The organism is Streptomyces sp. NPDC028368 (assembly GCF_055565615.1).
Window position 1 is genome coordinate 185,812 of sequence record NZ_JBVHTY010000012.1, and the last position, 26,161, is coordinate 211,972.

Annotated in this window: 28 protein-coding genes; 10 read left to right on the forward strand and 18 right to left on the reverse strand. The window is 70.6% G+C overall.

Annotated elements, in window-relative coordinates:
• The first annotated feature begins 25 nt into the window (after positions 1-25).
• Both ACZ4S3_RS26665 and ACZ4S3_RS26670 read left to right on the forward strand, forming a co-directional pair.
• Positions 26-1,696 carry a sodium:solute symporter family protein gene (locus ACZ4S3_RS26665; RefSeq protein ID WP_467938337.1) on the forward strand — a complete coding sequence of 557 codons (1,671 nt, stop codon included), beginning with the start codon at positions 26-28 and terminating at the stop codon, positions 1,694-1,696.
• 18 nt (positions 1,697-1,714) lie between these two features.
• On the forward strand, positions 1,715-2,017 hold the full coding sequence (locus ACZ4S3_RS26670) for a hypothetical protein (RefSeq protein ID WP_467938339.1): 303 nt from the start codon (positions 1,715-1,717) through the stop codon (positions 2,015-2,017).
• Between the two features lie 108 nt (positions 2,018-2,125).
• On the opposite strand, the gene ACZ4S3_RS26675 is transcribed toward ACZ4S3_RS26670, so the two are convergent.
• Both ACZ4S3_RS26675 and ACZ4S3_RS26680 read right to left on the reverse strand, forming a co-directional pair.
• The gene (locus tag ACZ4S3_RS26675) at positions 2,126-2,365 is read right to left on the reverse strand and encodes a hypothetical protein (RefSeq protein WP_467938341.1); all 240 of its coding nucleotides are present in this window, start codon (positions 2,363-2,365) and stop codon (positions 2,126-2,128) included.
• Positions 2,362-2,553, reverse strand: a complete 192-nt coding sequence (locus ACZ4S3_RS26680) for a hypothetical protein (protein WP_467938343.1) — start codon at positions 2,551-2,553, stop codon at positions 2,362-2,364. Before ACZ4S3_RS26680 ends, ACZ4S3_RS26675 begins: the two co-directional genes overlap by 4 nt.
• A 588-nt stretch (positions 2,554-3,141) precedes the next feature.
• Here ACZ4S3_RS26680 and ACZ4S3_RS26685 point away from each other — a divergent pair.
• Both ACZ4S3_RS26685 and ACZ4S3_RS26690 read left to right on the forward strand, forming a co-directional pair.
• A complete protein-coding gene (locus tag ACZ4S3_RS26685; RefSeq protein ID WP_467938345.1) occupies positions 3,142-3,684 on the forward strand; it encodes a GntR family transcriptional regulator in 543 nt (180 codons plus the stop codon).
• On the forward strand, positions 3,681-4,460 hold the full coding sequence (locus tag ACZ4S3_RS26690) for a GntR family transcriptional regulator (protein WP_467938347.1): 780 nt from the start codon (positions 3,681-3,683) through the stop codon (positions 4,458-4,460). Before ACZ4S3_RS26685 ends, ACZ4S3_RS26690 begins: the two co-directional genes overlap by 4 nt.
• 169 nt (positions 4,461-4,629) lie before the next feature.
• Here the strand turns inward: ACZ4S3_RS26690 and ACZ4S3_RS26695 are convergent, their stop codons facing one another.
• From ACZ4S3_RS26695 to rsmI, 8 genes are all read right to left on the reverse strand, one after another.
• A complete protein-coding gene (locus tag ACZ4S3_RS26695; protein WP_467938349.1) occupies positions 4,630-5,346 on the reverse strand; it encodes a response regulator transcription factor in 717 nt (238 codons plus the stop codon).
• A gap of 206 nt (positions 5,347-5,552) precedes the next feature.
• Complete coding sequence (locus ACZ4S3_RS26700) at positions 5,553-7,352, reverse strand: ABC-F family ATP-binding cassette domain-containing protein (RefSeq protein WP_467938351.1); 1,800 nt, start codon at positions 7,350-7,352, stop codon at positions 5,553-5,555.
• 113 nt (positions 7,353-7,465) lie between these two features.
• The gene (locus ACZ4S3_RS26705; protein WP_467938353.1) at positions 7,466-8,383 is read right to left on the reverse strand and encodes a 4-(cytidine 5'-diphospho)-2-C-methyl-D-erythritol kinase; all 918 of its coding nucleotides are present in this window, start codon (positions 8,381-8,383) and stop codon (positions 7,466-7,468) included.
• The gene (rsmA, locus tag ACZ4S3_RS26710; protein ID WP_467938354.1) at positions 8,380-9,270 is read right to left on the reverse strand and encodes a 16S rRNA (adenine(1518)-N(6)/adenine(1519)-N(6))-dimethyltransferase RsmA; all 891 of its coding nucleotides are present in this window, start codon (positions 9,268-9,270) and stop codon (positions 8,380-8,382) included. Before rsmA ends, ACZ4S3_RS26705 begins: the two co-directional genes overlap by 4 nt.
• Complete coding sequence (locus ACZ4S3_RS26715; RefSeq protein WP_467938356.1) at positions 9,267-10,421, reverse strand: ubiquitin-like domain-containing protein; 1,155 nt, start codon at positions 10,419-10,421, stop codon at positions 9,267-9,269. Before ACZ4S3_RS26715 ends, rsmA begins: the two co-directional genes overlap by 4 nt.
• 112 nt (positions 10,422-10,533) lie before the next feature.
• Positions 10,534-11,412 (reverse strand): TatD family hydrolase, encoded by an 879-nt coding sequence (locus tag ACZ4S3_RS26720; protein ID WP_467938358.1) that lies wholly within the window; start codon positions 11,410-11,412, stop codon positions 10,534-10,536.
• A 55-nt stretch (positions 11,413-11,467) separates the two neighbouring features.
• The gene (locus ACZ4S3_RS26725; RefSeq protein WP_467938360.1) at positions 11,468-11,932 is read right to left on the reverse strand and encodes a hypothetical protein; all 465 of its coding nucleotides are present in this window, start codon (positions 11,930-11,932) and stop codon (positions 11,468-11,470) included.
• 160 nt (positions 11,933-12,092) lie between these two features.
• Positions 12,093-12,983, reverse strand: coding sequence for a 16S rRNA (cytidine(1402)-2'-O)-methyltransferase (gene rsmI, locus ACZ4S3_RS26730; protein WP_467938362.1), 891 nt, complete (start codon positions 12,981-12,983; stop codon positions 12,093-12,095).
• A 155-nt stretch (positions 12,984-13,138) separates the two neighbouring features.
• Between rsmI and ACZ4S3_RS26735 the strand changes: the two genes are divergently transcribed.
• The 4 genes from ACZ4S3_RS26735 (at position 13,139) to ACZ4S3_RS26750 (ending at position 18,202) form a co-directional block, all read left to right on the forward strand.
• Positions 13,139-14,878, forward strand: coding sequence for a dolichyl-phosphate-mannose--protein mannosyltransferase (locus tag ACZ4S3_RS26735; protein WP_467938364.1), 1,740 nt, complete (start codon positions 13,139-13,141; stop codon positions 14,876-14,878).
• Between the two features lie 182 nt (positions 14,879-15,060).
• The gene (locus tag ACZ4S3_RS26740; RefSeq protein WP_467938366.1) at positions 15,061-16,719 is read left to right on the forward strand and encodes a penicillin-binding transpeptidase domain-containing protein; all 1,659 of its coding nucleotides are present in this window, start codon (positions 15,061-15,063) and stop codon (positions 16,717-16,719) included.
• 86 nt (positions 16,720-16,805) lie between these two features.
• Positions 16,806-17,354: a YbaK/EbsC family protein gene (locus tag ACZ4S3_RS26745; RefSeq protein ID WP_467938368.1), complete on the forward strand. Its 549-nt coding sequence runs from the start codon at positions 16,806-16,808 to the stop codon at positions 17,352-17,354.
• Positions 17,351-18,202 (forward strand): EamA family transporter, encoded by an 852-nt coding sequence (locus ACZ4S3_RS26750; RefSeq protein WP_467938370.1) that lies wholly within the window; start codon positions 17,351-17,353, stop codon positions 18,200-18,202. Before ACZ4S3_RS26745 ends, ACZ4S3_RS26750 begins: the two co-directional genes overlap by 4 nt.
• 58 nt (positions 18,203-18,260) lie before the next feature.
• Here the strand turns inward: ACZ4S3_RS26750 and ACZ4S3_RS26755 are convergent, their stop codons facing one another.
• Both ACZ4S3_RS26755 and ACZ4S3_RS26760 read right to left on the reverse strand, forming a co-directional pair.
• Positions 18,261-19,046 carry an SDR family NAD(P)-dependent oxidoreductase gene (locus tag ACZ4S3_RS26755; RefSeq protein ID WP_467938372.1) on the reverse strand — a complete coding sequence of 262 codons (786 nt, stop codon included), beginning with the start codon at positions 19,044-19,046 and terminating at the stop codon, positions 18,261-18,263.
• Positions 19,047-19,137: 91 nt separating this feature from the next.
• Entirely contained in the window at positions 19,138-19,377 is a 240-nt protein-coding gene (locus ACZ4S3_RS26760; protein ID WP_467938374.1) for a putative antibiotic biosynthesis monooxygenase, read from the reverse strand.
• 126 nt (positions 19,378-19,503) lie between these two features.
• Between ACZ4S3_RS26760 and ACZ4S3_RS26765 the strand changes: the two genes are divergently transcribed.
• Positions 19,504-20,094 (forward strand): TetR/AcrR family transcriptional regulator, encoded by a 591-nt coding sequence (locus tag ACZ4S3_RS26765; RefSeq protein ID WP_467938376.1) that lies wholly within the window; start codon positions 19,504-19,506, stop codon positions 20,092-20,094.
• 157 nt (positions 20,095-20,251) lie between these two features.
• Here ACZ4S3_RS26765 and ACZ4S3_RS26770 read toward each other — a convergent pair whose 3' ends face one another.
• The 6 genes from ACZ4S3_RS26770 to ACZ4S3_RS26795 form a co-directional block, all read right to left on the reverse strand.
• A complete protein-coding gene (locus tag ACZ4S3_RS26770; protein ID WP_467938378.1) occupies positions 20,252-21,454 on the reverse strand; it encodes a serine hydrolase domain-containing protein in 1,203 nt (400 codons plus the stop codon).
• Positions 21,455-21,558: 104 nt separating this feature from the next.
• Positions 21,559-22,344, reverse strand: coding sequence for an energy-coupling factor ABC transporter ATP-binding protein (locus ACZ4S3_RS26775; RefSeq protein WP_467938380.1), 786 nt, complete (start codon positions 22,342-22,344; stop codon positions 21,559-21,561).
• Positions 22,320-23,081, reverse strand: coding sequence for a cobalt ECF transporter T component CbiQ (cbiQ, locus tag ACZ4S3_RS26780; RefSeq protein WP_467938382.1), 762 nt, complete (start codon positions 23,079-23,081; stop codon positions 22,320-22,322). Before cbiQ ends, ACZ4S3_RS26775 begins: the two co-directional genes overlap by 25 nt.
• Positions 23,081-24,190 (reverse strand): energy-coupling factor ABC transporter permease, encoded by a 1,110-nt coding sequence (locus tag ACZ4S3_RS26785; RefSeq protein ID WP_467938383.1) that lies wholly within the window; start codon positions 24,188-24,190, stop codon positions 23,081-23,083. The genes cbiQ and ACZ4S3_RS26785 overlap by 1 nt, the downstream gene beginning before the upstream one ends.
• Before the next feature lie 299 nt (positions 24,191-24,489).
• The gene (locus ACZ4S3_RS26790; protein WP_467938385.1) at positions 24,490-24,678 is read right to left on the reverse strand and encodes a DUF397 domain-containing protein; all 189 of its coding nucleotides are present in this window, start codon (positions 24,676-24,678) and stop codon (positions 24,490-24,492) included.
• An 11-nt stretch (positions 24,679-24,689) separates the two neighbouring features.
• Positions 24,690-25,526 (reverse strand): helix-turn-helix domain-containing protein, encoded by an 837-nt coding sequence (locus ACZ4S3_RS26795; protein ID WP_467938387.1) that lies wholly within the window; start codon positions 25,524-25,526, stop codon positions 24,690-24,692.
• A gap of 218 nt (positions 25,527-25,744) precedes the next feature.
• Here ACZ4S3_RS26795 and ACZ4S3_RS26800 point away from each other — a divergent pair, with 218 nt between their 5' ends.
• Positions 25,745-26,161 carry an ATP-binding protein gene (locus ACZ4S3_RS26800; protein WP_467938389.1) on the forward strand — a complete coding sequence of 139 codons (417 nt, stop codon included), beginning with the start codon at positions 25,745-25,747 and terminating at the stop codon, positions 26,159-26,161.

Consider the following 26,161-nt stretch of genomic DNA (forward strand, 5'->3'; position numbering starts at 1 on the left):
GCTCCCAAAGAAGCGAGTGCCTCCCATGACCACCCTGGCCGAAGGCCTCCGGCTCCCCACCAACGGACTCGACTACACGATCCTGGCCATCTACTTCGTCGTCGTCCTCGGCATCGGATTCGCGGCCAGGCGCAGCGTGAAGACGAGCCTGGACTTCTTTCTCTCCGGCCGTTCGCTGCCCGCCTGGGTGACCGGCCTCGCATTCGTCGCCGCCAACCTCGGCGCCACCGAAATCCTCGGGATGGCCGCGACCGGCGCGCAGTACGGCGTCGCGGTGGTGCACTGGTACTGGATCGGCGCCATCCCGGCCATGGTCTTCCTGGGCCTGGTCATGATGCCGTTCTATTACCGCTCCAAGGTCCGCTCGGTCCCCGAGTTCCTGCTCCAGCGGTTCGACAAATCCGCGCACCTGCTCAGCTCGGTCCTGTTCGCCTTCGCGGCGATACTGATCGCGGGCGTGAACCTCTACGCCCTGTCGATCGTCGTCGAGGCGCTGCTCGGCTGGCCGCAGTGGGTGGCGATCGTCGTCGCGGGCCTGTTCGTCCTCGCGTACATCACCATCGGCGGCCTGTCCTCGGCGATCTACAACGAAGTGCTCCAGTTCTTCGTCATCCTCGCCGCGCTCATACCCCTCTGCATCATCGGCCTCAAGCGTGTCGGCGGCTGGGGCGGCCTGACCGACTCCGTGGAGTCCTCGCACGGCCACAACTTCCTCACCGCCTGGGGCGGTACGGGCATCGGCGACGCCAACCCGCTCGGCGCGAACTGGCTGACGATCATCCTCGGCCTGGGCTTCGTGCTCTCCTTCGGCTACTGGACGACGAACTTCGCCGAGGTGCAGCGCGCCCTGTCCGCGAAGAACCTCTCCGCCGCCCAGCGCACCCCGCTGATCGCCGCCTTCCCCAAGATGTTCATCGTCTTCCTGGTGATGATCCCGGGCCTGATCGCCGCCGTCCTGGTCCCGAAGATAGGCACGGCCGGCTCCGGCCTCACCTACAACGACGCGATTCCCTATCTGATGCAGGAGCTGCTGCCCAACGGCGTGCTCGGCATCGCGGTCACCGGTCTGCTGGCCGCGTTCATGGCGGGCATGGCGGCCAACGTCTCCTCCTTCAACACCGTCTTCACGTACGACATCTGGGCCAAATACGTGAAGAAGGACCGGGAGGACGGCTACTACCTGCGCTTCGGCCGGCTCATCACGGCGGTCGGCGTCCTCGCCTCCATCGGCACGGCCTTCATCGCCTCGTCGTTCTCGAACATCATGGGCTACCTCCAGACCCTGTTCTCCTTCTTCAACGTCCCGATGTTCGTGGTCTTCATCATCGGCATGTTCTGGAAGCGCGCCTCGATGAAGTCCGGCGTGTGGGGTCTGCTCGCGGGCACCACCGCCGCGATGGTCAACTACTTCTGGATCTACAAGCAGGGCATCATCGCCATCCCCACCGACCAGGGCGCCAACTTCGTCTCCGCGATCGTCGGCTTCGTCGCCGGCGCCGTCGTCATGGTCGTCGTCACGCTCTTCACGGCGCCCAAGCCGGAAGCCGAGCTGGCAGGCCTGGTGTACGGGACGACCGCGCCCGGCCTGGAGGAGCCGCCCGCCGAGGGCGACGACGCCTGGTACCGCAAACCGGCACTGCTCGGCTGGGGCGCGATCGTGCTCGCCGCCGCCTGCTACCTGCCCTTCTCCCTCTGATCGGAGGCTTGACGTCCCATGTCTGAACTGCAGAACGAAGTCTCCGAGCTGGAGCGCAAGTCCGCGACCGCGGCACGGCTCTTCGACATCCGGCGCATCATCGGCGGCCTGTTCGTGCTCTACGGGATCATCGTCACCATCGCCGGCATCACCGCCTCCGACGCCGACCTGAAGAAGGCCGAGGACATCAACATCAACCTCTGGACGGGGCTCGGCATGCTCGTCCTGGGCCTGTTCTTCCTGGTGTGGCTGAAGCTGCGGCCGGCCGTGCCGCCCGCGGTGGAGGGGATCGAGGCGGCTGACGGCCCCTCGGCGCACTGAACCGCGGACCACTGCGCCCGCCCCGGACCGGTGGTACGGCGCGGGCCCGGCGCCTACGGAAACGTGAGCGCCCGGCCCGCCCCGGCCGCGCGCCCGGCCCGCCCCGGCCTACCGGGACCGGGGTGCCCCTTCCGGATACCCGTATTCCTTTTCCTTGTGCCGCGTCATGTTGTCGAGCACCTCCCACAAGGCGAGGCCGTTCTGCGTCCAAAGGACTTCGCGCAGTTGCTCCTTCAGCAGAGCGCATCCCGGGCAGCAACTGGGGTCCGCGAGACCGGAACGCGGCACGGCGAGCGGATCCTGATACGACACGTTCCTGCGGCGCGCACTGCCGCTGCCCCCGCTCATCCCCGCACCACCTGCGGATGGGCGTGGCAACTCATCTCGACGTTGCAGTCCGTCACCTTCGACCTGTCCCCCACGGCGTACGCCCTCGCCCGCTCCTCGGCCAGCGCCCCGCACACGTCACACCCCGCAACCGGTACGGGCTCCGGCGCCGGTTCCCCCAGGTGGACGGGGCGGCACAGACGGGCCATCAGGCCCGCACCTCCACACCGTGAATCCAGCGCGGCCCCGCGTCACACCCGTGCACGGCCAGCCACAGCGCCCGACGCCGCCCACGCTGAGCCCGTCGTTCCCGTCGTTCCTCGGGCGTGCGGACGTACGGACGGACCAGGTACGAGTCCTCCCCACACAGCAGCGCCGGCTGCCGGACGGGCACACGAGGGGGCACGGGCATGGGCGCGTCTGCGCGGCGGCCCACCAGCGGCACTCGGCTCAGCCGTCCGACCGGAGCAGAAGCGCGGAGCCCGGCGGCCGGGTACGTCCCGCCCGCCCGGTGGCGCCCCGCCGCAGGCGGCAACAGCCCTAAGAGCGACTCCGAGAGGCGGGCGAACTTCGGCAGCAAGGGCTGCCGCAGCGGGAGCATGAGCACGAGTTCGCGGGAATCGACGTTGTCGTGACAGGGACACGGTGAACCACCGCCTTGATCCTGGGCTATACGATCCCGGGAACCGTATCGCCATTCACGAAAAGCAGCAAGATAGGGAGCGGGTGGTTGCCGCCAGGTAGTCGCTTACCGTGTACACGAAGGGTTGGGATCACCTACCGCGCAGGAGGACGCCGTGAGCACCAGCGAGTGGGTCAGTACCTCGATGCCGTACCTGACGCCCCGTGAGAAGGGGGAGCCCGACGCCTGGGGCGCGGAGACTGCCGCCCGTGGTCGCCGGGGCAGGCAACGCATCGTCCATGCTGGGGAGATCGCGGCACCGGCCGAGATCGCGGAATGCCTGGGAATCGCCCAGGGCGAGGACGTCGTCGTACGACGCCGTGTGATGTATCTCGACGACGTGCCCTGCGAGTTGACCGATACCTATTACCCCGTCCACATCGCACGAGGAACCCGTCTGGCCGGGACGGCAAAGATTCCCGGCGGTGCGGTCTCGCTCCTCGCCGAGCTCGGGCACACAGGCGTCCGGGTGCGGGAGGATGTGATCGCCCGGATGCCCGGCGACGAGGAGCGTGATGCCCTGCGGACCGGCGCGGGTGAGCCGGTGCTCCAGCTGACCCGGGTCACGCTGGACGGCCACGACCGGCCGATCCAAGTCGACAGGATGGCCATGCCCGGACGCCTTCAGCGGCTGCGCTACGAGATCAGGATCGGATGACCGTGCCGAGAACCGAAGACGACGCATACGACCGGCGGTCCCTGCACGAACGGATCGCCGCCGATCTACGCGACGAAATCATGAGCGGCGACCTGGCCCCTGGCGCAAATCTGCCCTCCACGGCGCAGCTCAAGGCACGGTTCGACGCCTCCAACGCCACCGTGCAGAAAGCGCTCCAGCTACTCAAGGACGAACGTCTCGTCGTTGGTCGCGCAGGAGCTGCGGTGACCGTCCGGGAACACCGGCAGCGGACCATGCGGCCCGCTTCCTTCATGTCACCGGCCGGACCCGGCGAGCAGTACCCCTGGCTCACCGAGGCCGCGAAGCACGGAGGGCGGGCACGCAGCGAGCTGCTGGAGGTCGCGGAGGCCGTGCCGCCGAGTGATGTCGCGGACGCCCTGAAGCTCGCGGACCGCGGCACGGCATTGCTCCGCCGCCAGATCCTTTGGATCGACGACGAGCCGGTCGAACTGGTCAAGTCCTACTACCCACTGGACATCACCCGCGGCACCGCGATGACGGAACGCCGCAGAATCAAGGGCGGCACACCCGCTCTCCTGGCCGAACTGGGCTACCCACCCAGGCTCAGCGTCGACCGGCTCTCGGCCCGCGTACCCACTCAAGAGCAGTACGAGGCCCTGCACCTTTCCAGCAACCTGCCCGTCCTTCGGACCCTGCGCGTCGTCTACAGCAACCATGAACGGCCCGTTGAGGCCACCGTCATGGTCAAGGCCGGCCACCTCTATGAGCTCCGATACGAGTTCACACCGGAGTGAAGCCGCCCTTGCCGGAAATTCTCTTGTCGGCCGCCCGGCGCTGGTCTTCTCCGCCGGAAGCTGGTCGTCGTTCGTCTCCGCCGTCAAGCGCGGGGATTTCCCCGCCTGAGCCGACCGGAGCGCGTGCAAGTTCGTGCAAGTCCGGTGCGCTGCAGGGGGCGTACCCCCTCTACGCGCGCCCCGGTTCCGGCTCCCCCGCGTCCCTGGCCCGCACGCCCCCGCCCCGCGCCACCCGCTCCAGCAGCCCGGTACGCGCCGCCAGCGCGGCGGCCTCCAGCCGGGAGCCCACCTCCAGCTTCATCAGGACCCGCTGGACGTGCGTACGGGCCGTGCTCGGCGCGATGTCCATCCCGGCCGCGATCAACCGGGTGTCCTCACCGTCCGCGACCCGCATCAGCACCTCGATCTCGCGCGGGGTGAGCAGCTGCAGCAGCCGCGCGCCCTCGTCATCCGGCTGGACCGCCGGATGCAGCAGCTCCTCGAAGGCCTGCTGGAGCAGCTGCGGCGCAATGGCCGACTCGCCCGCCCGCGCCTTCATCATGGCGCGCTCGACGCCCTCGATCCGCTCGTCGTTACGGACATAGCCGGAGGCCCCGGCGGCGAAGGCGGCCGCGATACCGAGCGGGCTGGGCACCGGTCCCAGCACCACTACCGCGATCCCCGGCCGCTCCTTCTTGATCCGTACGACCGGGTCGAAAGCCCCCGGCGCGGCGGGCGTGGCGGTGCCCAGCAGGCACACCTCCGGCGCCCGGCTCACCACCAGATCCGCGGCCCCGGCGCTCGGCGCAGCCGCCGCCAGTACGCGGTGCCCGCGCAGCTTCAGAGCCGAGGCGAGCGCCTCGGCGAGCAGACGGTGATCGTCGACCACCATGAGCCGCACGACCATCGAGAACCCCCTCACCTCCCGGCGGGCCCCGCCCCCGGCCCCCGCCGGGCCCCTTTGTCCCCGGGAAGCTACACGGTCGGCCGACCGCGCGCGCCCCCTACCGGGGAGAAGGCCACCGGAATGCGGCCTTCTTGGCCAATCGGGGCCGATAGCCTCCCCCGGACGCCGTCCGGGGGAACCCCCATCGCGGCCACGGCCCCGCGCCGCTACGCGTCCTCGGCCAGTTCCAGCCAGCGCATCTCCAACTCCTCGCGCTCGCCCGCCAATTCACGCAGCTGGGCATCGAGCCCGGCGACCTTCTCGAAGTCGGTGGCGTGCTCGGCGATCTGGGTGTGGAGTGTGCTCTCCTTGTCGCCGATCTTGTCCAGCTGCCGCTCGATCTTCTGGAGTTCCTTCTGTGCCGCGCGGTTGACGGCCGCCGTCTTCTTGGGCGTGGCCGTCTGCTGCGCGGGGGCGGGCGTCGCGGCCTCGATGACCTTCTGGCGGCGCTCCAGGTACTCGTCGATGCCGCGCGGCAGCATCCGCAGCGCGGCGTCACCGAGGAGCGCGAAGACCCGGTCCGTCGTCCGCTCGATGAAGTACCGGTCGTGGCTGATGACGATCAGCGAGCCCGGCCAGCCGTCCAGCACGTCTTCCAGCTGGGTCAGGGTCTGGATGTCGAGATCGTTGGTCGGCTCGTCGAGGAAGAGGACGTTGGGCTCGTCCATCAGCAGCCGCAGGATCTGCAGCCGCCGCCGCTCACCGCCCGACAGATCACCGACCGGCGTCCACTGCTTCTCCTTCGTGAAGCCGAACTGCTCGCACAGCTGCCCCGCGGTCATCTCCCGGCCCTTGCCGAGATCGACGCGCTCGCGCACCCGCTGGACGGCCTCCAGCACCCGCAGCGCGGGGTCGAGTTCGCCGACCTCCTGCGAGAGATACGCCAGCTTGACGGTCTTGCCGACGACGATCTTCCCGGCCGCGGGCTGCGCCTCGCCCTGCGTACGGGCCGCCTCGGCCAGCGCCCGCAGCAGCGAGGTCTTGCCCGCGCCGTTCACACCCACCAGGCCAATCCGGTCGCCGGGCCCGAGCTGCCAGGTCAGATGCTTCAGCAGCTCCTTGGGGCCCGCCTGGACGGTGACGTTCTCCAGCTCGAAAACGGTCTTGCCCAGCCGGGAGTTGGCGAACTTCATCAGCTCTGCGGTGTCCCGCGGCGGCGGCACATCGGCGATCAGTTCGTTGGCGGCCTCGATACGGAACCGCGGCTTGCTGGTACGGGCCGGGGCGCCGCGCCGCAGCCAGGCCAGCTCCTTGCGCATCAGGTTCTGCCGCTTGGTCTCTTCGGTGGCCGCGATCCGCTCCCGCTCGGCGCGCGCGAAGACGTAGTCGCTGTAGCCGCCCTCGTACTCGTGGATCGCGCCGCGCTGGACGTCCCACATCTGCGTACAGACCTGGTCCAGGAACCACCGGTCGTGGGTGACGACCACCAGCGCGCTGCGGCGCGCCCGCAGATGGCCGGCGAGCCACGAAATGCCTTCCACATCAAGGTGGTTGGTGGGCTCGTCCAGGACGATCAGGTCCTGTTCGGCGATCAGGAGCTTGGCCAGGGCGATGCGGCGGCGCTCGCCGCCGGACAGCGGCCCGATGACGGTGTCCAGGCCCTTGTCGAAGCCCGGCAGATGCAGATCGCCGAAGAGCCCGGTCAGGATGTCCCGGACCTTGGCGTTGCCGGCCCACTCGTGGTCGGCCATGTCCCCGATGACCTCGTGCCGGATGGTGGCGGCCGGGTCGAGGGAGTCGTGCTGGGTGAGCACGCCCAGCTGCAGCCCGCCGCTGTGCGTGACCCGGCCGGTGTCCGCGTCCTCCAGCTTGGCGAGGATCCGGATCAGGGTGGTCTTCCCGTCCCCGTTGCGCCCGACGACGCCGATCCGGTCCCCCTCGTTGACGCCGAGCGAGACACCGTCGAGCAGGGCACGGGTTCCGTAGACCTTGCCGACGGCTTCCAGATTGACGAGGTTGGTGGCCATTGCGCTCCTTGCTGCCGGCCCGCGCGGCTCCGGTCAGCGCCGCGCTCAGTGGGGCAGCTTCCAGGATCCCATGGCGCCACCGGGACCTCGTACGAGCCCGGTGGCCCGACGGCTCACACCAGCGTCGCGCCCGGCGCCGGTGCATCGGCGACCCGTACCTGGCGGCAGGTGCCGGAGGCCAGCAGTGCGGCCGCGACCTGCTGTGCCGCGTCCGCGTCCTTGACCAGGAAGGCGGTGGTCGGTCCGGAGCCGGAGACCAGGGCGGCCAGGGCGCCGGCGGCGGTGCCGGCATCCAGGGTGGCCCCGAGGGCGGGCCGCAGGGAGAGCGCGGCGGGCTGGAGGTCGTTGGCGAGGGCGGCGGCGAGGGCCGTGGCGTGGCCGGTCTCCAGGGCAGCCAGCAGTTCGGGGGCGGCCGTCGGCTCGGGGACGTCCGTGCCCTCCGTCAGGCGGTCGAATTCGCGGTAGACGGCCGGGGTGGACAGCCCCCCGTCGGCGACCGCGAAGACCCAGTGGAAGGCGCCGCCGACGGTCAGCGGGGTCAGCAGCTCGCCGCGGCCGTGGCCCAGCGCCGCGCCGCCGACCAGGCTGAAGGGGACATCGCTGCCCAACTCGGCGCAGATGTCGAGGAGTTCGGCGCGGTCGGCGCCCGTGGACCAGAGGGTGTCGCAGGCGAGCAGGGCGCCGGCGGCGTCCGCGCTGCCGCCCGCCATACCGCCCGCGACCGGGATGTCCTTGGTGATGTGGAGGTGGACGTTCGGCTCGATGCCGTGCCGGGCCGCGAGGAGCTCGGCGGCGCGGGCCGCCAGGTTCGTACGGTCCAGCGGGATCTGGTCGACGTCATGGCCCTCGGCGGTGATCCGCAGGGTGTCCGAGGGGGTGGCGGTGACCTCGTCGTAGAGGCCGACGGCCAGGAACACATTCGCCAGGTCGTGGAAGCCGTCGGGCCGGGCCGCGCCCACCGCCAGCTGGACGTTGACCTTGGCCGGCACCCGTACGGTGACCGATGCGCTGTTCGTCGCGCCTGCCCTCATCCCGCGTCTCCCTCTGTCCCTGGCTTGTGCTCGGCGATCCGCGCGAACTCTTCCACGGTCAGCGCCTCGCCGCGGGCCTGCGGCGAAATCCCCGCGGCGACCAGCGCGGCCTCCGCCGCCGCGGCCGATCCTGCCCACCCCGACAGCGCGGCCCGCAGCGTCTTGCGGCGCTGCGCGAAGGCGGCGTCGACGGCCGCGAAGACCTCGTCCCGGCTCGCCGTCGTCTCCAGCGGCTTCTGACGCCGTACGAGGGAGACCAGCCCGGAGTCGACGTTCGGCGCGGGCCAGAAGACATTACGGCCGATGGAGCCGGCCCGCTTGACCTCGGCGTACCAGTTGGCCTTGACCGACGGCACGCCGTAGACCTTGTTGCCGGGGCGGGCCGCAAGCCGGTCGGCGACCTCGGCCTGCACCATGACCAGGGTGCGGTCGATGGTGGGGAAGGTCGCCAGCATGTGCAGCAGCACCGGGACCGCGACGTTGTAGGGGAGGTTGGCGACCAGCGCGGTGGGCGCGGCGCCGGGCAGCTCGGTGACGTGCATCGCGTCGGTGTGCACCAGCGCGAAGCGGTCGGCGCGCGCGGGCAGCCGGGCGGCGACGGTGCCCGGCAGCGCGGCCGCCAGCACCTCGTCGATCTCGACGGCGATGACCCGGTCGGCGGCCTCCAGCAGCGCCAGGGTCAGCGATCCGAGACCGGGCCCGACCTCGACCACGACATCGTCGGGCCGGACACCGGCGGTTCGTACGATCCGGCGGACCGTATTGGCGTCGATGACGAAATTCTGGCCGCGCTGCTTGGTGGGCCGTACGCCGAGCGTGGCGGCCAGCTCGCGGATGTCGGCGGGCCCGAGAAGGGGGCCGGACTCGTCGGTGGGGGTCTTACTCACCCGTGAAGCTTACGGCCGCAGACCGGCCAGGGGCTCGCCCCCCGGGTCACGTACAGCTTCTTCGCGCGGAAGGTCTGCTCCTGGGCGGGGGCGTCCTGCGGCCGGCCGTTGCCTCCGAGGGCGTGCCAGGTGCCGACGTCGAACTGGTAGAGCCCGCCGTAGTTCCCCGACGCATCGACCGCGTCCGGCCGCCCGCCCGCCTCGCACTGCGCCAGCGATTCCCAGGCGAGATGGTCGGCTCCGGCGACGGAGGCGGGCAGGACCCTGGTGCCGATGTGCACGATCTGCGGGCGGGGCGCATGCACCACGTCCGTATCCAGCCGCTGCGGCTTCTGCTTGACGCCGTTGACGGTGCGCAGGCGGTAGGTGACCCGCCGCACGCCGGGCCGCCCCTGCTGCACCACGGACTCGGTGCCGACGGCCAGTGAGGGGTCCCGCTTCGTGACCGTACGGAAGGGGATCGACCGCTCCCGTACCTCCTTGGAGCCGGTGATCCGCATGACCGAGACACTCTGCCCCTCGCGCGGGAAGCTCTCCGGCGGCACCGAGGTGGTGTCCTGGCCGTGCAGCGTGAGCCCGGCCTGGGCCAGGGCCTCGCGGACGGTGGCGGCGTTGGTGCGGATGCGGTATTCGCGGCCGTCGGCGACGAAGACCACCGAGCGTTCGGTGCGTACGGCCAGCTCCAGGCCGTGCCGCTCGATGCGGAGGGAACGGGAGCTGGAGAGATGGGCGCCCTCGGCCCGTACCCCGAGCTGGCGCAGCGCGCCGTTCACGGTCTCGGCGGTGGTCCACACCTGGCGGCGCTGTCCGTCGAGGGTGAGGACGACGGGACGGCCGTGCCGGACGACGACCTCGTCGCCGCTGCGGAGCTCGGCGCCGGGGGCGGGCGCGACGATGTCATGCCCGCCGATGTCCAGCTTCTCGTCGTCGAGCAGGTCCTCGACGTCGGCGGCGAAGGTGTGCAGGGTGCGTGGGTTGCCGTCGACGCTGAGCCGGATCGCCTTGTCGTGGGCGATGAAGGCGGTGGTGCCGCCGGCGAGGAAGGCCACGACCAGGGCCCGCGGCAGCAGCCGCCGTAGCGTTTCCGGGCGCTGGGGGGCGCGCCTGCGACGGCCGCGCGCGGCGCGGTGGCTGCTCTGCGAATGACTCACGACGCTCCAGATGCCACAGATCCGGTTGACGGCCGGAGGGTAGCGGAGCAACGGTCACCATCCAAAGCCGGTCGACTACGGAACGTGATCGCGTCTTTCGGGCGCGCGGGGGTCAGTAGTCGAAGGCGCGGGCCGTGTTCGCCGCGACGGCCGAGGCCAGCGCGTCCTCAGGCATCCCCTTGACCTCGGCCATCGCGCGCAGCGTGAGCGGAATCAGATAGGGCGCGTTCGCTCGTCCGCGGTACGGCACGGGGGTGAGGAAGGGGGCGTCGGTCTCGACGAGCACCAGTTCGGGCGGGGCGACGGCGAGCGCGTCGCGCAGCGGCTGGGCGTTCTTGAAGGTGACGTTGCCGGCGAAGGACATGAAGTAGCCGGCCTCGGCGCAGATCTCGGCCATGGCGGCGTCGCCGGAGTAGCAGTGGAAGACGACGCGTTCGGGCGCGCCCTCCTCGCGCAGGATCCGCAGCACGTCCTCGTGGGCTTCCCGGTCGTGGATGACCAGGGCCTTGCCGTGCCGTTTGGCGATCTCGATATGGGCGCGGAAGGACCGCTGCTGGGCGGCCATGCCGTCGGGGCCCGTACGGAAGTAGTCGAGGCCGGTCTCGCCGACGCCGCGGACCTCGGGGCGGGCGGCGAGTGCGTCGATCCCGTCCAGCGCCGCGTCCAGGGCGGCGTCCCCGCCGGGCTGCCGCGCGCCCTGTCGCGACCAGCCGTCGGGGTCCCCGAGGACGATCCGGGGCGCCTCGTTCGGATGCAGCGCGACGGCCGCGTGCACGCTGTCGTATGCGGCGGCGGTGTCCGCGGCCCAGCGCGAACCGGCCAGGTCGCAGCCCACCTGGACCACCGTCGTCACCCCGACCGAGGCGGCCTTGGCGAGCGCCTCCTCGACGGGGGTTTCCTGCATGTCGAGGTGGGTGTGCGAGTCCGCGACCGGCACCCGAAGCGGTTCGGGCAGCGGCGGCGGGGTGGTCTTGTCGTCCTGCGGTGCCATGGCCGCGATCCTACGAGGACCGCGGCCGGCGCTCACCTGCGGTGGTGCGGGACGGTCACTTGCGGTGGTGCTGGAAGGGATGCAGCAGGTCGGAGAGGTGCCAGTGGTGGCGCTCGCCCTGTTCGGCGGTGCTGCCCGAACGGCCCTCGGCGGCCTGCGGACCCGTTGCGGGAGCGGCCTTTTTCCTGCCGTTGCCGGACTGGCGCTGGTGCATGTTCGCTATCGCGTCGGAGACCAACGAGACCTGGCCGGAGCGCATGATCCGTACGACGTTGCTGCCGCAGCTCAGGCACGTGGGCCGGGTCAACGGGGACGGCACGCGCTCGCCGTCCGCGTAGTAGATGACGTGCAGGTCGCCCTTGGCGTCCACCGGGTGCTCTATCTCGTACGCCTGCTCCCAGCCGCGCCCGCATTTCATGCACGCGAAGGCATACGCCTCACGTGCCGCAGGCTCGGCGGACCGGGGAAAAGGGGAATCTCCGCGCGCCGGAGTGCTGGTGGTCTTCGCGATGTCGCTCATGTGCGCTCCCTCTTGTCCATAGGACAAGGCAAGGTTTCCGGGACCGTACGTCCCACCCCCAGTGGACGCCCATTTCGGCCGGATGCGCAGCTGAGCTGCTGCCTATTGGCCCAGATTTGACAGGTGGCAGGTAAAACACCCGACTGCGCGGCCGCTGCCTTTACCTTCCAGGCCCGTCATTTACCTTCCCGTGGGCCGGTTCTGGCCGAGTCGCGTTCTTCGCCGCGACCACCGCGTCAAAAACCTGCCGCTTGGGCAGCCCCGCATCCGCCGCAACCGCCGCGATGGCCTCCTTACGGCGCTCCCCCGCCTCCTCGCGCACCCGCACCCGGCGCACCAGCTCTTCCGGCCCCAGCTCCTGCGGCCCGGTCTCCGGAGCGCCCTCCACCACGACGGTGATCTCGCCCCGTACCCCCTCGGCGGCCCACGGCGCCAGCTCCCCCAGCGTCCCCCGCTTGACCTCCTCGTACGTCTTGGTCAGCTCGCGGCAGACGGCGGCCCGCCGGTCCGCGCCGAAGACCTCGGCCATCGCGGCGAGGGTGTCGTCCAGGCGGTGCGGGGCCTCGAAATAGACCAGGGTGCGGCGCTCGCCGGCCACCTCGCGCAGCCGCGAGAGCCGCTCGCCCGCCTTCCGGGGCGGGAATCCCTCGAAACAGAAGCGGTCCACCGGCAGGCCGGACACCGCGAGGGCGGTGAGCACCGCGGACGGGCCCGGCACGGCGGTGACCTTCACCCCGCGCTCCACCGCCGCCGCCACCAGCCGGTAGCCGGGGTCGGAGACGGACGGCATCCCGGCGTCGGTGACCAGCAGCACCCGCGCCCCGCCCGCCAGCGCATCGGCCAGCTCCGGCGTCCGCGCCGCCTCGTTGCCCTCGAAGTACGACACGATCCGCCCGGACGGCTGCACGTCCAGCGCCTGGGTCAGCCGGCGCAGCCGCCGGGTGTCCTCGGCGGCGATCACATCGGCGGCCGCCAGCTCGGTGGCCAGCCGCGGCGGCGCGTCCGCGATCTCGCCGATGGGCGTCCCTGCAAGTACCAGCGTTCCAGTCACACACCCATCCTCCCAGGGCGGCGCGGGCGCCCCGCGGCGGGCAGGACCGAGGCAGGAGCCGTCGCCGGTTCCGGAGAACCTGTTGACCACAACCTCGACGGCGCGGCGCCCCGGTCCGTGGCACCAAACGCCGGTCCACAGACTGCTTCCCTACGATGGGCCGGGTGACGAGTGACACCACCGCGACCGAGGCCGGCGCGCACCGCGCCGGATACCCGGCCCAGCAGCCCCCCGTGTGGCAGCGGCGGCTGCGCCGCTTCGGTTACCCGGGCCGCCCGCAAGGCGATCTCCGCGCGCGGCTGGTGCCCGCTTTCCCGGAGCCCGGGAGCCGGCTGTGGGCGCTGCTCGGCGTGGGCCCGCTCGCCGCCGGGCGGCTGGCCCGCTGGTCGGCCTGGGGCGGCCCGCTCCTGGTGGCGCTGCTCGCGGGCGTCCTGCGCTTCTGGCACCTGGGCAGCCCGCACGACGTGATATTCGATGAGACGTACTACCCCAAGGACGCCTGGTCGCTGCTCCAGTACGGCTACGAGGGCACCTGGGACAAGAACGCCAACGCGGCGCTCATCGATCCACACCCGAAGATCCTGCTCTCCCCCCAGGCCTCGTACGTCGTCCATCCGCCCATGGGCAAATGGCTGATCGCCCTGGGCGAGTGGGTGTTCGGCATGAACCCCTTCGGCTGGCGCTTCATGGTCGCCCTCCTGGGCACCCTGTCCGTCCTGCTCATCTGCCGCATCGGCCGCCGCCTGATGCGCTCCACGGCCCTGGGCTGCCTGGCCGGCACCCTCCTGGCGTTCGACGGCCTGCACTTCGTGATGAGCCGCACCGCCCTCCTCGACCTCATCGTGATGTTCTGGGTGGTGGCCGCCTTCGGCTGTCTCCTGGTGGACCGGGACCGCACCCGGGCCCGGCTGGCCGCGGCCCTGCCCGTAGGTCCGGACGGCCTGGCCCGCCCGGACGACACCGTCGGCGACCGGCTGCGCCTCGGTTGGCGCCCCTGGCGTATCGCGGCCGGCCTCTGCCTCGGCCTGGCCTCCGCCACCAAGTGGAACGGCCTCTACTACCTCGCCGCCTTCGCCCTGATGGCGGTCCTCTGGGACGTCGCGGCCCGCCGCACCGCCGGCGCCCGCCGCCCCTTCCGCTCCACCGTCCGCCGCGACGTCCTCCCCGCCTTCGGCGCCACCGTCGTCGTCGCCCTCGCCACCTACCTCGCCTCGTGGTCCGGCTGGATCGCCACCAAGGGCGGCTACTACCGCGACTGGGCGACCACCCCCGAGGGGCACACCGGCTCCTGGACCTGGCTGCCCGACTGGCTGCGCAGCCTGTGGCACTACCAGACCGAGGTCTACGCCTTCCACACCGGCCTGACCACCCCGCACACCTACCAGTCCAACCCCTGGAGCTGGCTGGTCCTGGGCCGCCCCGTCTCGTACTTCTACAAGGACCCCGCCGCCGGCTCCCAGGGCTGCACCGCCGCCGAAGGCTGCGCCCGCGAGGTCCTGGCCCTGGGCACCCCGCTCCTGTGGTGGGCCGCCTGCTTCGCCCTGCTCTACGCCCTCTACCGCTGGCTCTTCATCCGCGACTGGCGAGCGGGCGCCATCGTCTGCGGCGTCGCCGCGGGCTACCTCCCCTGGTTCCTCTACCAGGAGCGGACCATCTTCCTCTTCTACGCCGTCGTCTTCGTCCCGTTCCTGTGTCTGGCGCTGGCCATGATGATCGGCGCGATCATCGGCCCGCCGGGCGCGAACGAACGCCGGCACACGATCGGGACGGTGGGCGCGGGCGTCCTCGTTCTCCTCATCATCTGGAACTTCATCTACTTCTATCCGCTCTACACGGGCACGCCGATCCCGAAGTCGGCGTGGCACGGTCGGATGTGGTTCGACAGCTGGGTCTGATGCGCTGCCCGGCCCGCCGCCCGAGGGTCACGGGTCCATGACAACCCCACAACAGCGCGTCACCGTACCGTGCCCAGATCGAGACTGATCGGGACTCGTTCACTTGCCCGTGTCCCTTAGAGTGCGACGCACGTTCTTGTGTGCGTATTCAAGGACGAGTTCTCTGGGAGGGGATCGGTGGCATGCGCCGCGAGGTGAAGTACGGGCTGATCGGCGGATCGGTGGCCCTGGTGGCCGGAGTCGTCGGCGGCTTCACGCTGTTCGGTGGCTCGGACGACGACAAGTCGCCGCAGCAGGTCACATCGGCGGACGCCAAGTCGGGTGACAACGCGCCTGGCGTGAAGACCGGCCCGCTCAGCGTGAAGGAAGTGCAGGCGACGTCGCAGGAATTCCTGAACGCCTGGCAGTCCGGCGACGCCGACAAGGCCGCCGGGCTGACGGACAGCCCCGAGACCGCCAAGAGCGCGCTGGCGTCCTTCAGCAAGAAGGCGCGGTTCTCGAAGGTGACGGTGACGCCGGGCACGCCGACGGGCGACAAGGCGCCGTACACCGTCGCCGCCCAGATCGACTACAACGGCACCAAGGCGCCGTTCACGTACAGCACTTCGGTGAATGTGCAGCGCGACAAGACCACCGGCAAGCCGCGGATCGCCTGGCAGCCGTCGGCCCTCTACCCGGGCCTGGCCAAGGGCGACGAGCTGCGTACCGGCGAGGCCGAGGCGCCGCCGATCAAGGCCGTCGACCGTAACGGTGTCGAGCTGACGCCCGAGGCGCACCCGACGCTGGCCGGGATCCTGGACAGCCTGCGCGACAAGTACGGCGCCAAGACCAACGGCAAGCCCGGTGTGGAGCTGTTCATCCACCGCGCCACGAGCGCCAAGCCTGCCGAGCAGCAGCCCGACAAGACGCTGAAGGTGCTCTCCAAGGGCACCCCGGGCACGCTCAAGACCACCCTGGACGCCAAGCTCCAGTCGGTGGCCGAGAAGGCGATCAGCGGCAAGAAGTCCGCCTCGGCGGCCGCGGTCAAGCCCAGCACCGGCGAGATCCTGGCGCTCGCCAACTCCCCGGCGAAGGGCTTCAACACGGCCACCCAGGGGTCGTACGCCCCCGGCTCGACGATGAAGATCATCACCTCGGCGATGTTCCTGGACAAGGGCCTGACCTCGCCCACCAAGAAGCACCCGTGCCCCAAGTACTTCACGGTCGGCGGCTGGAAGTTCCAGAACGACGGCAAGTCCGAGATCAAGGACGGCACCTTCGCGCAGAGCTTCGCCGCGTCCTGCAACAACGCCTTCATCTCGATGGCGCCGAAGCTCAAGAACGACGATCTGACGAACGAGGCCCGGGACGTCTTCGGCATCGGGCTGAACTGGCAGACCGGCATCCCCACCTTCGACGGCGCGGTGCCGGTGCAGCAGGACGCGCAGATGGCGGCCTCGCTGATCGGGCAGGGCGGCGTGCGGATGAACCCGCTCAACGTCGCCACGTTCGCCGCCACGGTCCACGCCGGCTCCTTCCACCAGCCGTACATCGTCGCGCCGTCGCTGGACAACCGGACCTTCGCCAAGGCCGCCCGCGCCCTGAAGCCGTCCACCCAGTCCGGCCTGAAGTCGCTGATGAAGCTGACCGCCACCTCCGGTACGGCCGCCGAGGCGATGGCCGGCGTCGGCGGTGACATCGGCGCCAAGACCGGCTCGGCCGAGGTCGACAACCAGAAGAAGCCCAACGCCTGGTTCACCGCCTACCGCGACGACCTCGCCGCGGCGGCCGTCGTCCCGGCGAGCGGTCACGGCGGCTCCAACGCGGGCCCGGTGGTCCGCTCCATCCTCACCGCGGGCTGAGCCGTCCGGGCACCGCCGCGTGCCCCTCGTCTCACCGTCCGGATTTCGTTCGCATGGCCCGTACAGCTTTCGCTAGCGTGCGGGCCATGAGCGATTCCGCGTCCGCCACCCCCACGCCAGAAAGCCCCAGCTCCCAGGCCCACCCCCGCTTCGCCGAGGCGCTCGCCGAACTGGGCCTGACCGTCGAGGTCCGCCGCTTCCCCGAGGCCACCCGCACCGCCGCCGAGGCCGCCGCGGCCATCGGCTGCGATCTCGCCCAGATCGTCAAGTCGCTGATCTTCACGGCATGGGGGTCCCCCCAGGGGGCCGGCCATGGGGATGGGGAGCCGGTCCTGGTGCTGATGGACGGGTCCTCGCGCGTCGACGTGGGACGCGTACGGACCGAACTCGGCGCCGCCAAGGTCAGCCGCGCGGACGCCGATCTCGTCCGCGAGACCACCGGCTACGCGATCGGCGGTGTCCCGCCCTTCGGGCACCGCACCCGCACCCGCGTCCTGGCCGACCGCGGCCTGCTGGAGCACGGCACGGTCTGGGCCGCCGCCGGCACCCCGCACACCGTCTTCCCGCTCGACCCGAAATCCCTGATCGGGTACGCCCAGGGCCGCATCGTGGACGTGCGCGAGCGCACCGCGTGACCCCGCTCGTCGTCGCGGCCGTCCTGATAGCCGCCATCACCCACGCCAGCTGGAACGCCATCGCCCACGGCATACGCGACCAGCTCCTGGCCTTCACCCTGGTCGGCGGCGGCGGCGCCCTCTGCGGCGTGGCCATGACCGCCTTCACACCGCTCCCCGCCGCCGGCGCCTGGCCCTACCTCCTCGCCTCCGCCGTCCTCCACGTCGTCTACCAGGCCCTGCTCATGCAGTCGTTCCGGCTGGGTGACTTCGGCCAGATGTACCCGATAGCCCGCGGCACCGCGCCGCTGGTGGTCACCGTCCTGGCCGCCGTCTTCGTCCACGAGGTCCCCAACACCTGGGCCCTGGCGGGCGTGGCCCTGGCCTCCGCAGGCCTGGTGGGCGTGGCCCTGTGGGGCATCCGTGGCGCGGAGACCAAGCCCCACTGGCCGGCCATCATCGCCGCCCTCGCCACCGGCCTGTCGATCGCCGCCTACACCACCGTCGACGGCCTGGGCGTACGCGCCTCCGGCACCCCTCTCGGCTATATCGCCTGGCTGATGATCCTCGAAGGCCTGGCCATCCCCGCCTACGCCCTCGCCGTCCGCCGCCGCCAACTCCTGGCCGAACTCCGCCCGATAGCCCTGCGCGGCCTGGCCGGCGGCATCCTGTCCGTCTTCGCCTACGGCCTGGTCCTCTGGGCCCAGACCCGCGCCCCCTTGGCCCCGATCGCGGCCCTGCGCGAGTCCTCGATCATCGTCGGCGCCGCCATAGGAGCCCTGTTCTTCAAGGAACGCTTCGGCGCTCCCCGCATCGCCGCGGCAGGCTTGATGGTGGTGGGCATCGGCCTGATGCTGCATACGGGATGAGCCAACGGCCCGGCGCCGACCTCGGGTTGCACACCCCGGCCGGCGCCACCTCACCCCCTCACCGCGGCTTGCGCAGCACCCGCCGCAGTTCCGGATGGGCGACCAGCACCCCGCCGTCGACGGGCAACGTAATCCCGGTCACCCAGGCCGCATCCGACGACGCCAGGTACGCCACGGCCGCCGCAACATCCGCCGGCCGTCCGACCCGCCTCAGCGGATACACCTCGGCCGCCCGGCGCAACGTGTCCTCGCGCCCCTCCCATCCAGGGGTGTCGACCGTCCCCGGGGCCACCAGATTGACCCGTACGCCCCGCGGCCCGGCATGCCCGGAGAGCGTGCGCGTCAGGCTGGCCAGCCCCGCCTTGGCGGCGCTGTACGCATGGTTGCCGAAGTCATGAATCCCGTTCACCGACCCGATGTTGACGATCGCGCCGCGCCCGCCCGCGGCAGCCAGATGCGGCATCGCGGCCCGCGCGCAGCGAAACGCCCCGCCCAGCGAGACATCGAGATCCGCCGCCCACCCCTCATCCGTTTCGTCCTCGAACAGCGGCGCCTCCGGATGGAGAGAAAACGCGTTGTTGACCAGCGCATCCAGCCCGCCGAACCGCTGCACCGCCGCCGCAACGGCCGCCTCAACGGCGTCCCGGTCCCCCACGTCGCACACCATCGCCTCGGCGACGCCGCCCGCCTCGCGCACCCCGGCAGCCGCCCGGTCCGCCCGCGCGCCGTCCCGATCGGTCACCAGGACCCGCGCCCCCTCGTCGGCCAGCCGGCGCGCCGTGGCCTCCCCGATTCCCCGTCCGGCACCGGTGATCAGCACGCTGTACCCGTCGAACCGTCGCATGTTCCCCACTTCCCACGGTTGGGGCCGACTGTCGCATCCCTTGCCGCGCCGGGAAACCCTGCCGGCACGCACCGCTCCGGGATGTCGCGGGTCAGCGCCGTCGGCGGGTGAGCGCGGCGTTGGCCTTCATCAGGGCCGGGATCAGTACGTACGCGGCTATCGGGACGACGATCGCGGTGAGAACCAGCGTCCGCAGCACCAGCGGCAGGCCCGCGGTGGCCGGGCCGATCAGGCCGAGGACGAGAGTGACCGTCGGATAGATGGCGAGCCAGGTGATCAGCGCGCGGCGGTGAGTGGACGGCGCAGCGGCGACGGACTCGTTCGTGGACATGGAGGTCCCCCCTCGGAGCGCTGGAGCGTGACCTCCAGCGACATATTTCCAACCGTTGGGTTGGAGTCTGTCGCATGACCCGGCCCCTGTCCAACCGAATGGTTGGACAGGGGTTAGGGTCAGGCGATGGCCTGGGACACAGCGCGCACCCAACAGCTCCTGCTCGACGCGGCGGTCGAGGAGTTCGCCGAGCACGGCCCCGAGGGCGCCCGTGTCGCCCGCATCGCCACCCGCGCGGGGATCAACAAAGAGCGGATCTACCAGTACTTCGGCAGCAAGGAGCGGCTGTTCGCCGCGGTCTTGGAATCCGAGCTGGAAAAGGTCGCCGCCGCGGTACCGCTCACCCCGGAGCAGGCCGCTGACCTGGGCGATTACGCGGGCCGGATCTTCGACTACCACCACGGGGCCCCGCACTTCGCCCGGCTGCTCGCCTGGGAGGGCCTGCTGCACCAGGGCCCGGTGGCCGCCGAACGCGAGCGCACCGCCCACTATGCCGAGAAGATCGCCGCCGTGACCGGGGCCCAGCAGGCCGGCGCCCTGACCGACGAGATCGACGCGGGCGAACTGATGCGCGCGGTCATCGTCCTGACCGCCTCGTGGTTCACCCTGCCCCAGCTGACCCGCATCCTGCCCCCCACGGCCGCCGGGAGCACCGGGAGCGCCCCTGACGCCCAACGTGAGGTGCTCGTCGCCCTGATCCGCCGCCTGACCGCATAAGCCCCCGGACGACGTCCCGGAGACCTGGCCCCGCGCCCACGCGGCCGCGGCCGGCCCACGACCTCCCCCGGTCCCGCCGCCAGGCAGGCAGGCAGGCAGGCAGGCAGGCAGGCAGGCAGGCAGGCAGGCACAGAACAACGGAAGGCCTACGGCAGGGTCACCCGGCAACGTGGGAAGCCGCGGCCCGCAACAGGGCCTGGGCGCGAGGATCCGCCGTCACATTCTTCTGCATTCCATTGGTGACGTAGCCAAAGGCGAACCCGCTCTCGGGATCGGCAAAGGCGAGAGCGCCGCCACGCCCCGGATGCCCGAAAGAACCCGGCGCCAAGAGCGGCGAAGCCGGCCCGTGCAACATAAATCCCAGCCCGAAACGGGTATTCACCAGCAACGTACGGTCAAGACCGGCCGACTCCTCGGTACGCGCGAGAGTCAACGTAGCCGGGGCGAACAACCGTGCATGCCCGTCCACCGGCCCGATCAATGCCGCATAACACCGGGCCAGGGAACGCGCCGTGGCAATTCCGGCCGACGCCGGAAGCTCGGCGGCCCGATAGGCGAAGTCATTCTCATCGGCCGCGGGCTCTATCGCGCCGAACGCCCGCCGGGTAAGCGACGAAGGATCCGCATAGGCATCGGCAACCGCCCGCTTGGGCCGCGCCCGCAGCCCCGCGCCGCCCGCCCCGGCCGACGGGGTCTCGATCTCCGCCAGCCGCCCGACACGGGATTGCACGGCCGCCGGCAGCCCTATCCACATATCAAGCCCCAGCGGCCCGGATATCTCCTCCGCAACCCAGCTGCCGAGCGAGCGCCCGGTAACCCTCAGGACCAGCTCACCGATAAGCCAGCTATAGGTCTGCGCGTGATATCCGTGCTCGGTCCCGGGCTCCCAGGCGGGCTCCTGGGCGGCCAGCGCGGCGGGCCCGCTGATCCCGTCAATGGCCTGAGCCGGCGTAAGCGGCGTATCCAGAACAGGCAGCCCGGCCCGGTGTGACAGCAGATGCCGGACGAGCACCCGCTCCTTTCCCGCGGCCTTGAATTCGGGCCAGTACGTACCGACGGGCGCATCCAGATCGAGCAGCCCCCGCTGATGCAGCAGCAGCGGGACGATCGCGGCCACACCCTTGGTCGCGGACCGGACGACCTGCGCGGTCCCCGCCTCCCAGGGCTCCGAGGTCGCGCCGTCCCCGTCCTTGACCCCGCCCCACAGGTCCACGACCTTGCGCCCGTGCAGGTACACGGCGACCGCCGCCCCCTGCTCACCGCGCCGTGCGAAGTTGTCCGCGAAGGCGTCCCGGACCGGCTCGAAGCCGTCCTCGACCGTGCCCTGGACGTCCACCACTGATTCCCGCTTCCCACTCATCCGTCGCTTTGGTGACCCATCAATGGTGCAACGCGCAGATCAGTGCTGATGACCAGGGCCCTGGCCAGTGGGGTTCATCACATCGAAAGGGAACGGTGGCCCGGCTAAACGGGCGAGGTCACCGACCGCGGGTCAAACCCGAACGGCAACTCCAGCCGATGGGTCCGCATCAGTTCCTCATCACACAGCAATTCCTGAGTGGTCCCGTCCGCAACCATCACGCCGCCCGACAGAACAACGGACCGCGGACACAGTTCCAGCGCATACGGCAAATCATGCGTCACCATCAGCACGGTGACATCCAACGACCGCAGAATATCCGCGAGTTCACGCCGCGATGCCGGATCGAGATTGGACGACGGTTCGTCCAGCACAAGAATCTCCGGCCGCATGGCAAGCACCGTGGCCACGGCAACCCGGCGCCGCTGCCCGAACGACAAATGGTGCGGCGGCCGGTCGGCGAATCCGGCCATCCCGACCCGTTCGAGCGCCTCCGTAACCCGCTCCTCCAGCTCCGCACCCCGAAGTCCCGCGGCGGCAGGACCGAAGGCGACATCTTCCCGGACGGTCGGCATGAACAACTGGTCATCGGGGTCCTGAAAGACAATCCCCACCCGCCGCCGGATCTCGGCAAGGTGCTTCTTGCCCACCGGCAGCCCGGCGACGGATACGGACCCGGCCCCCGCCTCGAGAATGCCGTTGAGATGCAGGACCAGGGTGGTCTTTCCTGCCCCATTGGGCCCCAGCAGCGCCACCCGCTCGCCGCGCCCCACGGACAGATTGACCCCGAAGAGCGCCTGATGCCCGTCGGGGTAGGCGTAGGCGAGCCCGGAAACGTCGAGCGAGGGGGGCGGCGTGGTCGTACTCAAAGCGTCCATCCCAGGAGACATACGGCAAGGGCGGCAACGGGCAGCGCGGCGGCGTGGGTCCATTGTGCGCGGGTGGCGGTGGCGTCGGAGAGCGCGGGCATCGTGCCGGTGTAGCCGCGGCTGACCATGGCGAGGTGCACGCGCTCACCCCGCTCGTAGGAGCGGATGAACAGCGCGCCGGCGGACTTCGCGAGCACTCCCCAGTGCCGTACGCCGCGCGCCTCGAAACCGCGCGAGAGCCGGGCGATCCGCATCCGCCGCATCTCGTCGGTGATCACATCGCCGTAGCGGATCATGAAGGACGCGATCTGTACGAGCATCGGCGGCATCCGCAACCGCTGCAGCCCCAGCAGCAATTCCCGCAATTCGGTGGTCGAGGCGAGCAGAACGGAGGCGGCGACCCCCAGCGTTCCCTTTGCCAGAATGTTCCAGGCTCCCCACAGCCCGGACTCGCTCAGGCTCATTCCGAGGACGGCTGTGCGCGGCCCCTCGGCAACAAAGGGCATCAGCAACGCAAACGCCACGAACGGCACCTCGATCAGCAACCGCTTGAGCAGGAATCCGGCCGGAATCCGGGCCACGGCCGTGGCCGCCGCGATCAATACCCCGTACAGCCCGAACGCCCAGACCGCCTCCCGCGGCGTGGACACCACGATCAGCACAAAGCAGAAAACGGCGGCGATTTTGCAATGCGGCGGCAGCGCGTGCACCGGCGAATGCCCGTGCCGGTAGAGCTTGTGCGCGTGCCCGGCACCCATCAGACACACCCACCCGGAGCGTCGGCCGCCTTGCGGCGCCGGAGCACCACGAAGACGCCCGTGCCGACGGCCAGCGTCGCACCGACCCCGATCACTCCGGCGAGCCCGCCCGCCAGCCGCGCGTTTCCGATGTCCTTCACGCTGTAATCCGCGAGCGGCGAGTCCTCGCTCGCGTGGGCCTCGGCCTTCTTGTCGATGCCCTGGTCATGGGCGACCTTCTCCAGTCCGTCGGGGCTGGCGGAGGCGTAGTAGCTGACACCGCCCGCGCACACCAGCGCCGCCGCGAGCCCGGCCAGCCAGACGCGACGGGCGGACCGGCGGGGGGCCGGGGTGGCGGCGGCCGGCTCGGCCTCGCGCGCCGCCGTGGTCACGTCTTCGGGCCCGGCCGCCGGAACATCCAGCGGCGACGTCCGCAGCTCCAGCGGCTTGGCCAGCCCGCGCGCCCCGTACACCAGGTCCGGCCGTACGGCGATCACCGCGCCCACCGTCAGCGCCGTAATGACGGCCTCACCGATACCGATCAGCACATGCACGCCCACCATGGCGGTGAACACCTTGCCGATCGGCACATCCGTGGTCCCGCCCAGCGCGTAAATCGCGGTGAACGCGACCGCCGCGGCCGGCACCGAGATCAGGGCGGCGACGAACGACGCCACCGTGACCGAACGCCGCCGCCGCGGCAGCACCTTCACCAGCCCGCGGAAAATGGCATACGCGACGATTGTCGTCACGATCGCCATATCGGTGATATTCACGCCCAGCGCCGTCAGCCCGCCATCGGCAAACAGCACCCCCTGCATCAGCAACACCACCGACACGCACAGAACGGCCGTGTACGGGCCCACCAGAATCGCCGCGAGCGCACCGCCGAGCAGATGCCCACTGGTCCCGGCGGCGACCGGGAAATTCAGCATCTGCACCGCGAAAATAAAGGCCGCCACCAGCCCGGCGAGCGGCGCCGTACGCTCCGCGCCCGCCCCGGTTCCGCCCTGCACCGCACCCGCCAGCTCCCGCCGGGCACCGCGCAGGCTGACCGCGACCGCGACCGCGGCGACCGCACCGGTCGCCACCGACACCGGCGCATTGATGAATCCATCAGGTACGTGCATCTCAGGCCGTCTCCGCTGCAGGGTCTGTAACCAGCCAATGGTGAGGCCTCCTGCAAAGAGCTTGCAAGAGCGCCCACAGTGCGAAACGACACAACGCCTGGTGGCAGGCCCGTAACTCACCGCATCGCCATCGGCCGTGACGGCCCGGCCCCTCCCGAAGTGCGGCGTATGCCGTCGACATCCGGAAAGTGGTGTACGTCCCGTTGTCGCCCAGGCGGCCGCCGTACGCTTACCGGCCAGGCCCGCGCCGGCTGCGCGAGTGCCCGTGGCGGATCAGCGCGAGGACGCCTGCCGCCCGGTCACTCCGCCTCGGCCCGCACGTGCCGTATGAGCGCGGCGAGTTCGGCCGGGGTGACCGACAGGACCTGGGTCGGGGCGTCGCTCTCGCGGACGAGTACGCCGCTATCGACGGCGGCGAGTTCGACACAGTCGGATGAGTCGCCACCGCCGGAGAACGAGGACTTCTGCCACACGATGCCCTGTGCCATGTCGGGACCTTTCACATGCTCTGCGCGAGGCGATGGATGAAGTCCCTCGACTCTACGACCCCCAGTGCAGCGTCCTCCAGCTTGCGGCGAACCTCTCGATAGCGGCTGAGCTGCGCTTCTGCATCCAGCAGAGCCCCGCCGTGCGGAGTATCCATCAGGACCGTGTCCAGTTGCGGGACGGGGCCACTCGCGTACACCAGCGGATCACCGATTCCGGCAAAGCCGTCTACAGCGAACGGGACGATCTGCACGGTCACTTGCGGAAGTTCTGATTGCTTCAGGATATGGAGCAGCTGGCCTCGGGCCACCTTGCTGTCGGCAGCCCTGATACGCAACGCCGCCTCATGGATCACAGCCATATACGGCACGGACAGCTTCTGGCGCCTCAGGCGGAACCGCACCCGTACATCGACCTCTTCCTCCGACAGCTTCGGCACCGTAGAAGCGAAGATCGCCCGAACCTGCGCTTCAGTCTGGAGAAGAGCGGGGATGTGCACGCTCTGAAAAGTCCACAGGCCGGCGGCATGGTGCTCCAGTTCCGCCACATCCAAATACCCCGAAGGCACCAGCTCCCTGAACTCCTCCCACCAGCCCCGCCCACGCTCGGTCGCCATGGCTGCCAGCGCATCGACGAGGGCCGCGTCGTCGCATGCGTACTGGCTGGCCAGATGGCGTACGCGCTCCGCGCTCACCCCCACCCGGCCCGCCTCCGTGCTGGAGAGCTTGCTCTCTGCGATGCCCAGAGCCCGCGCCGCATCCCGACCCCTCAGTCCCGCCCGCTCGCGGAGCTTGCGCAGCTCCGCGCCAAGTCGTTCCTGACGTGCGGTGATGACGCTCCTTGAGGCCATGCGTCCCTTCTCTCGCGGGAGTTGATAGGTACGAGTATTTCACCCCGGCTTGACCGGGGGAAAGTTTTACCTCTACCGTCAGTGACGCATCGCACACACGCTGCGAAATCCGGCACCCGGAAGCGCACCGCCCCGCCATGCCACGACGGCCGCGACACTGCCACCGCCTGCCCGACCGCAGCGCTCCTCAACTCCCCTCTCGCACACCGGAGTTACGCATGCCCGAAGTCGCCGACGCCGACGAAGCCCGGGAATACTCCCTCTACATCCCCAACGACCCGCGCGCCGTCCCCATCACCCGCCGCACCCTGCGCCTCATCCTCACCGCGCACGGCCTGCCCCGCCTCATCGAGACGGCGGAGCTGCTGGCCACCGAGCTGATCACCAACGCCGTACGCCACACCAAGGGCCCCGCCGCCTTACGGCTCCACTGGTCGGACGGCATCCTGCGTATCGGGGCCTGGGACACGGATCCCACGCCGCCGGCGCCCGCGCTGCGCCTCGTCGAGGTCGCTGAGAGCGGGCGGGGCCTCGACCTCGTCCACACCTGCGCCGACAAGTGGGGCTGGTACCCGCTGCTGAGCAGCGGCGACATGGGCAAGTACGTCTGGTGCGAGCTGGCGGCGGCCGCGTGA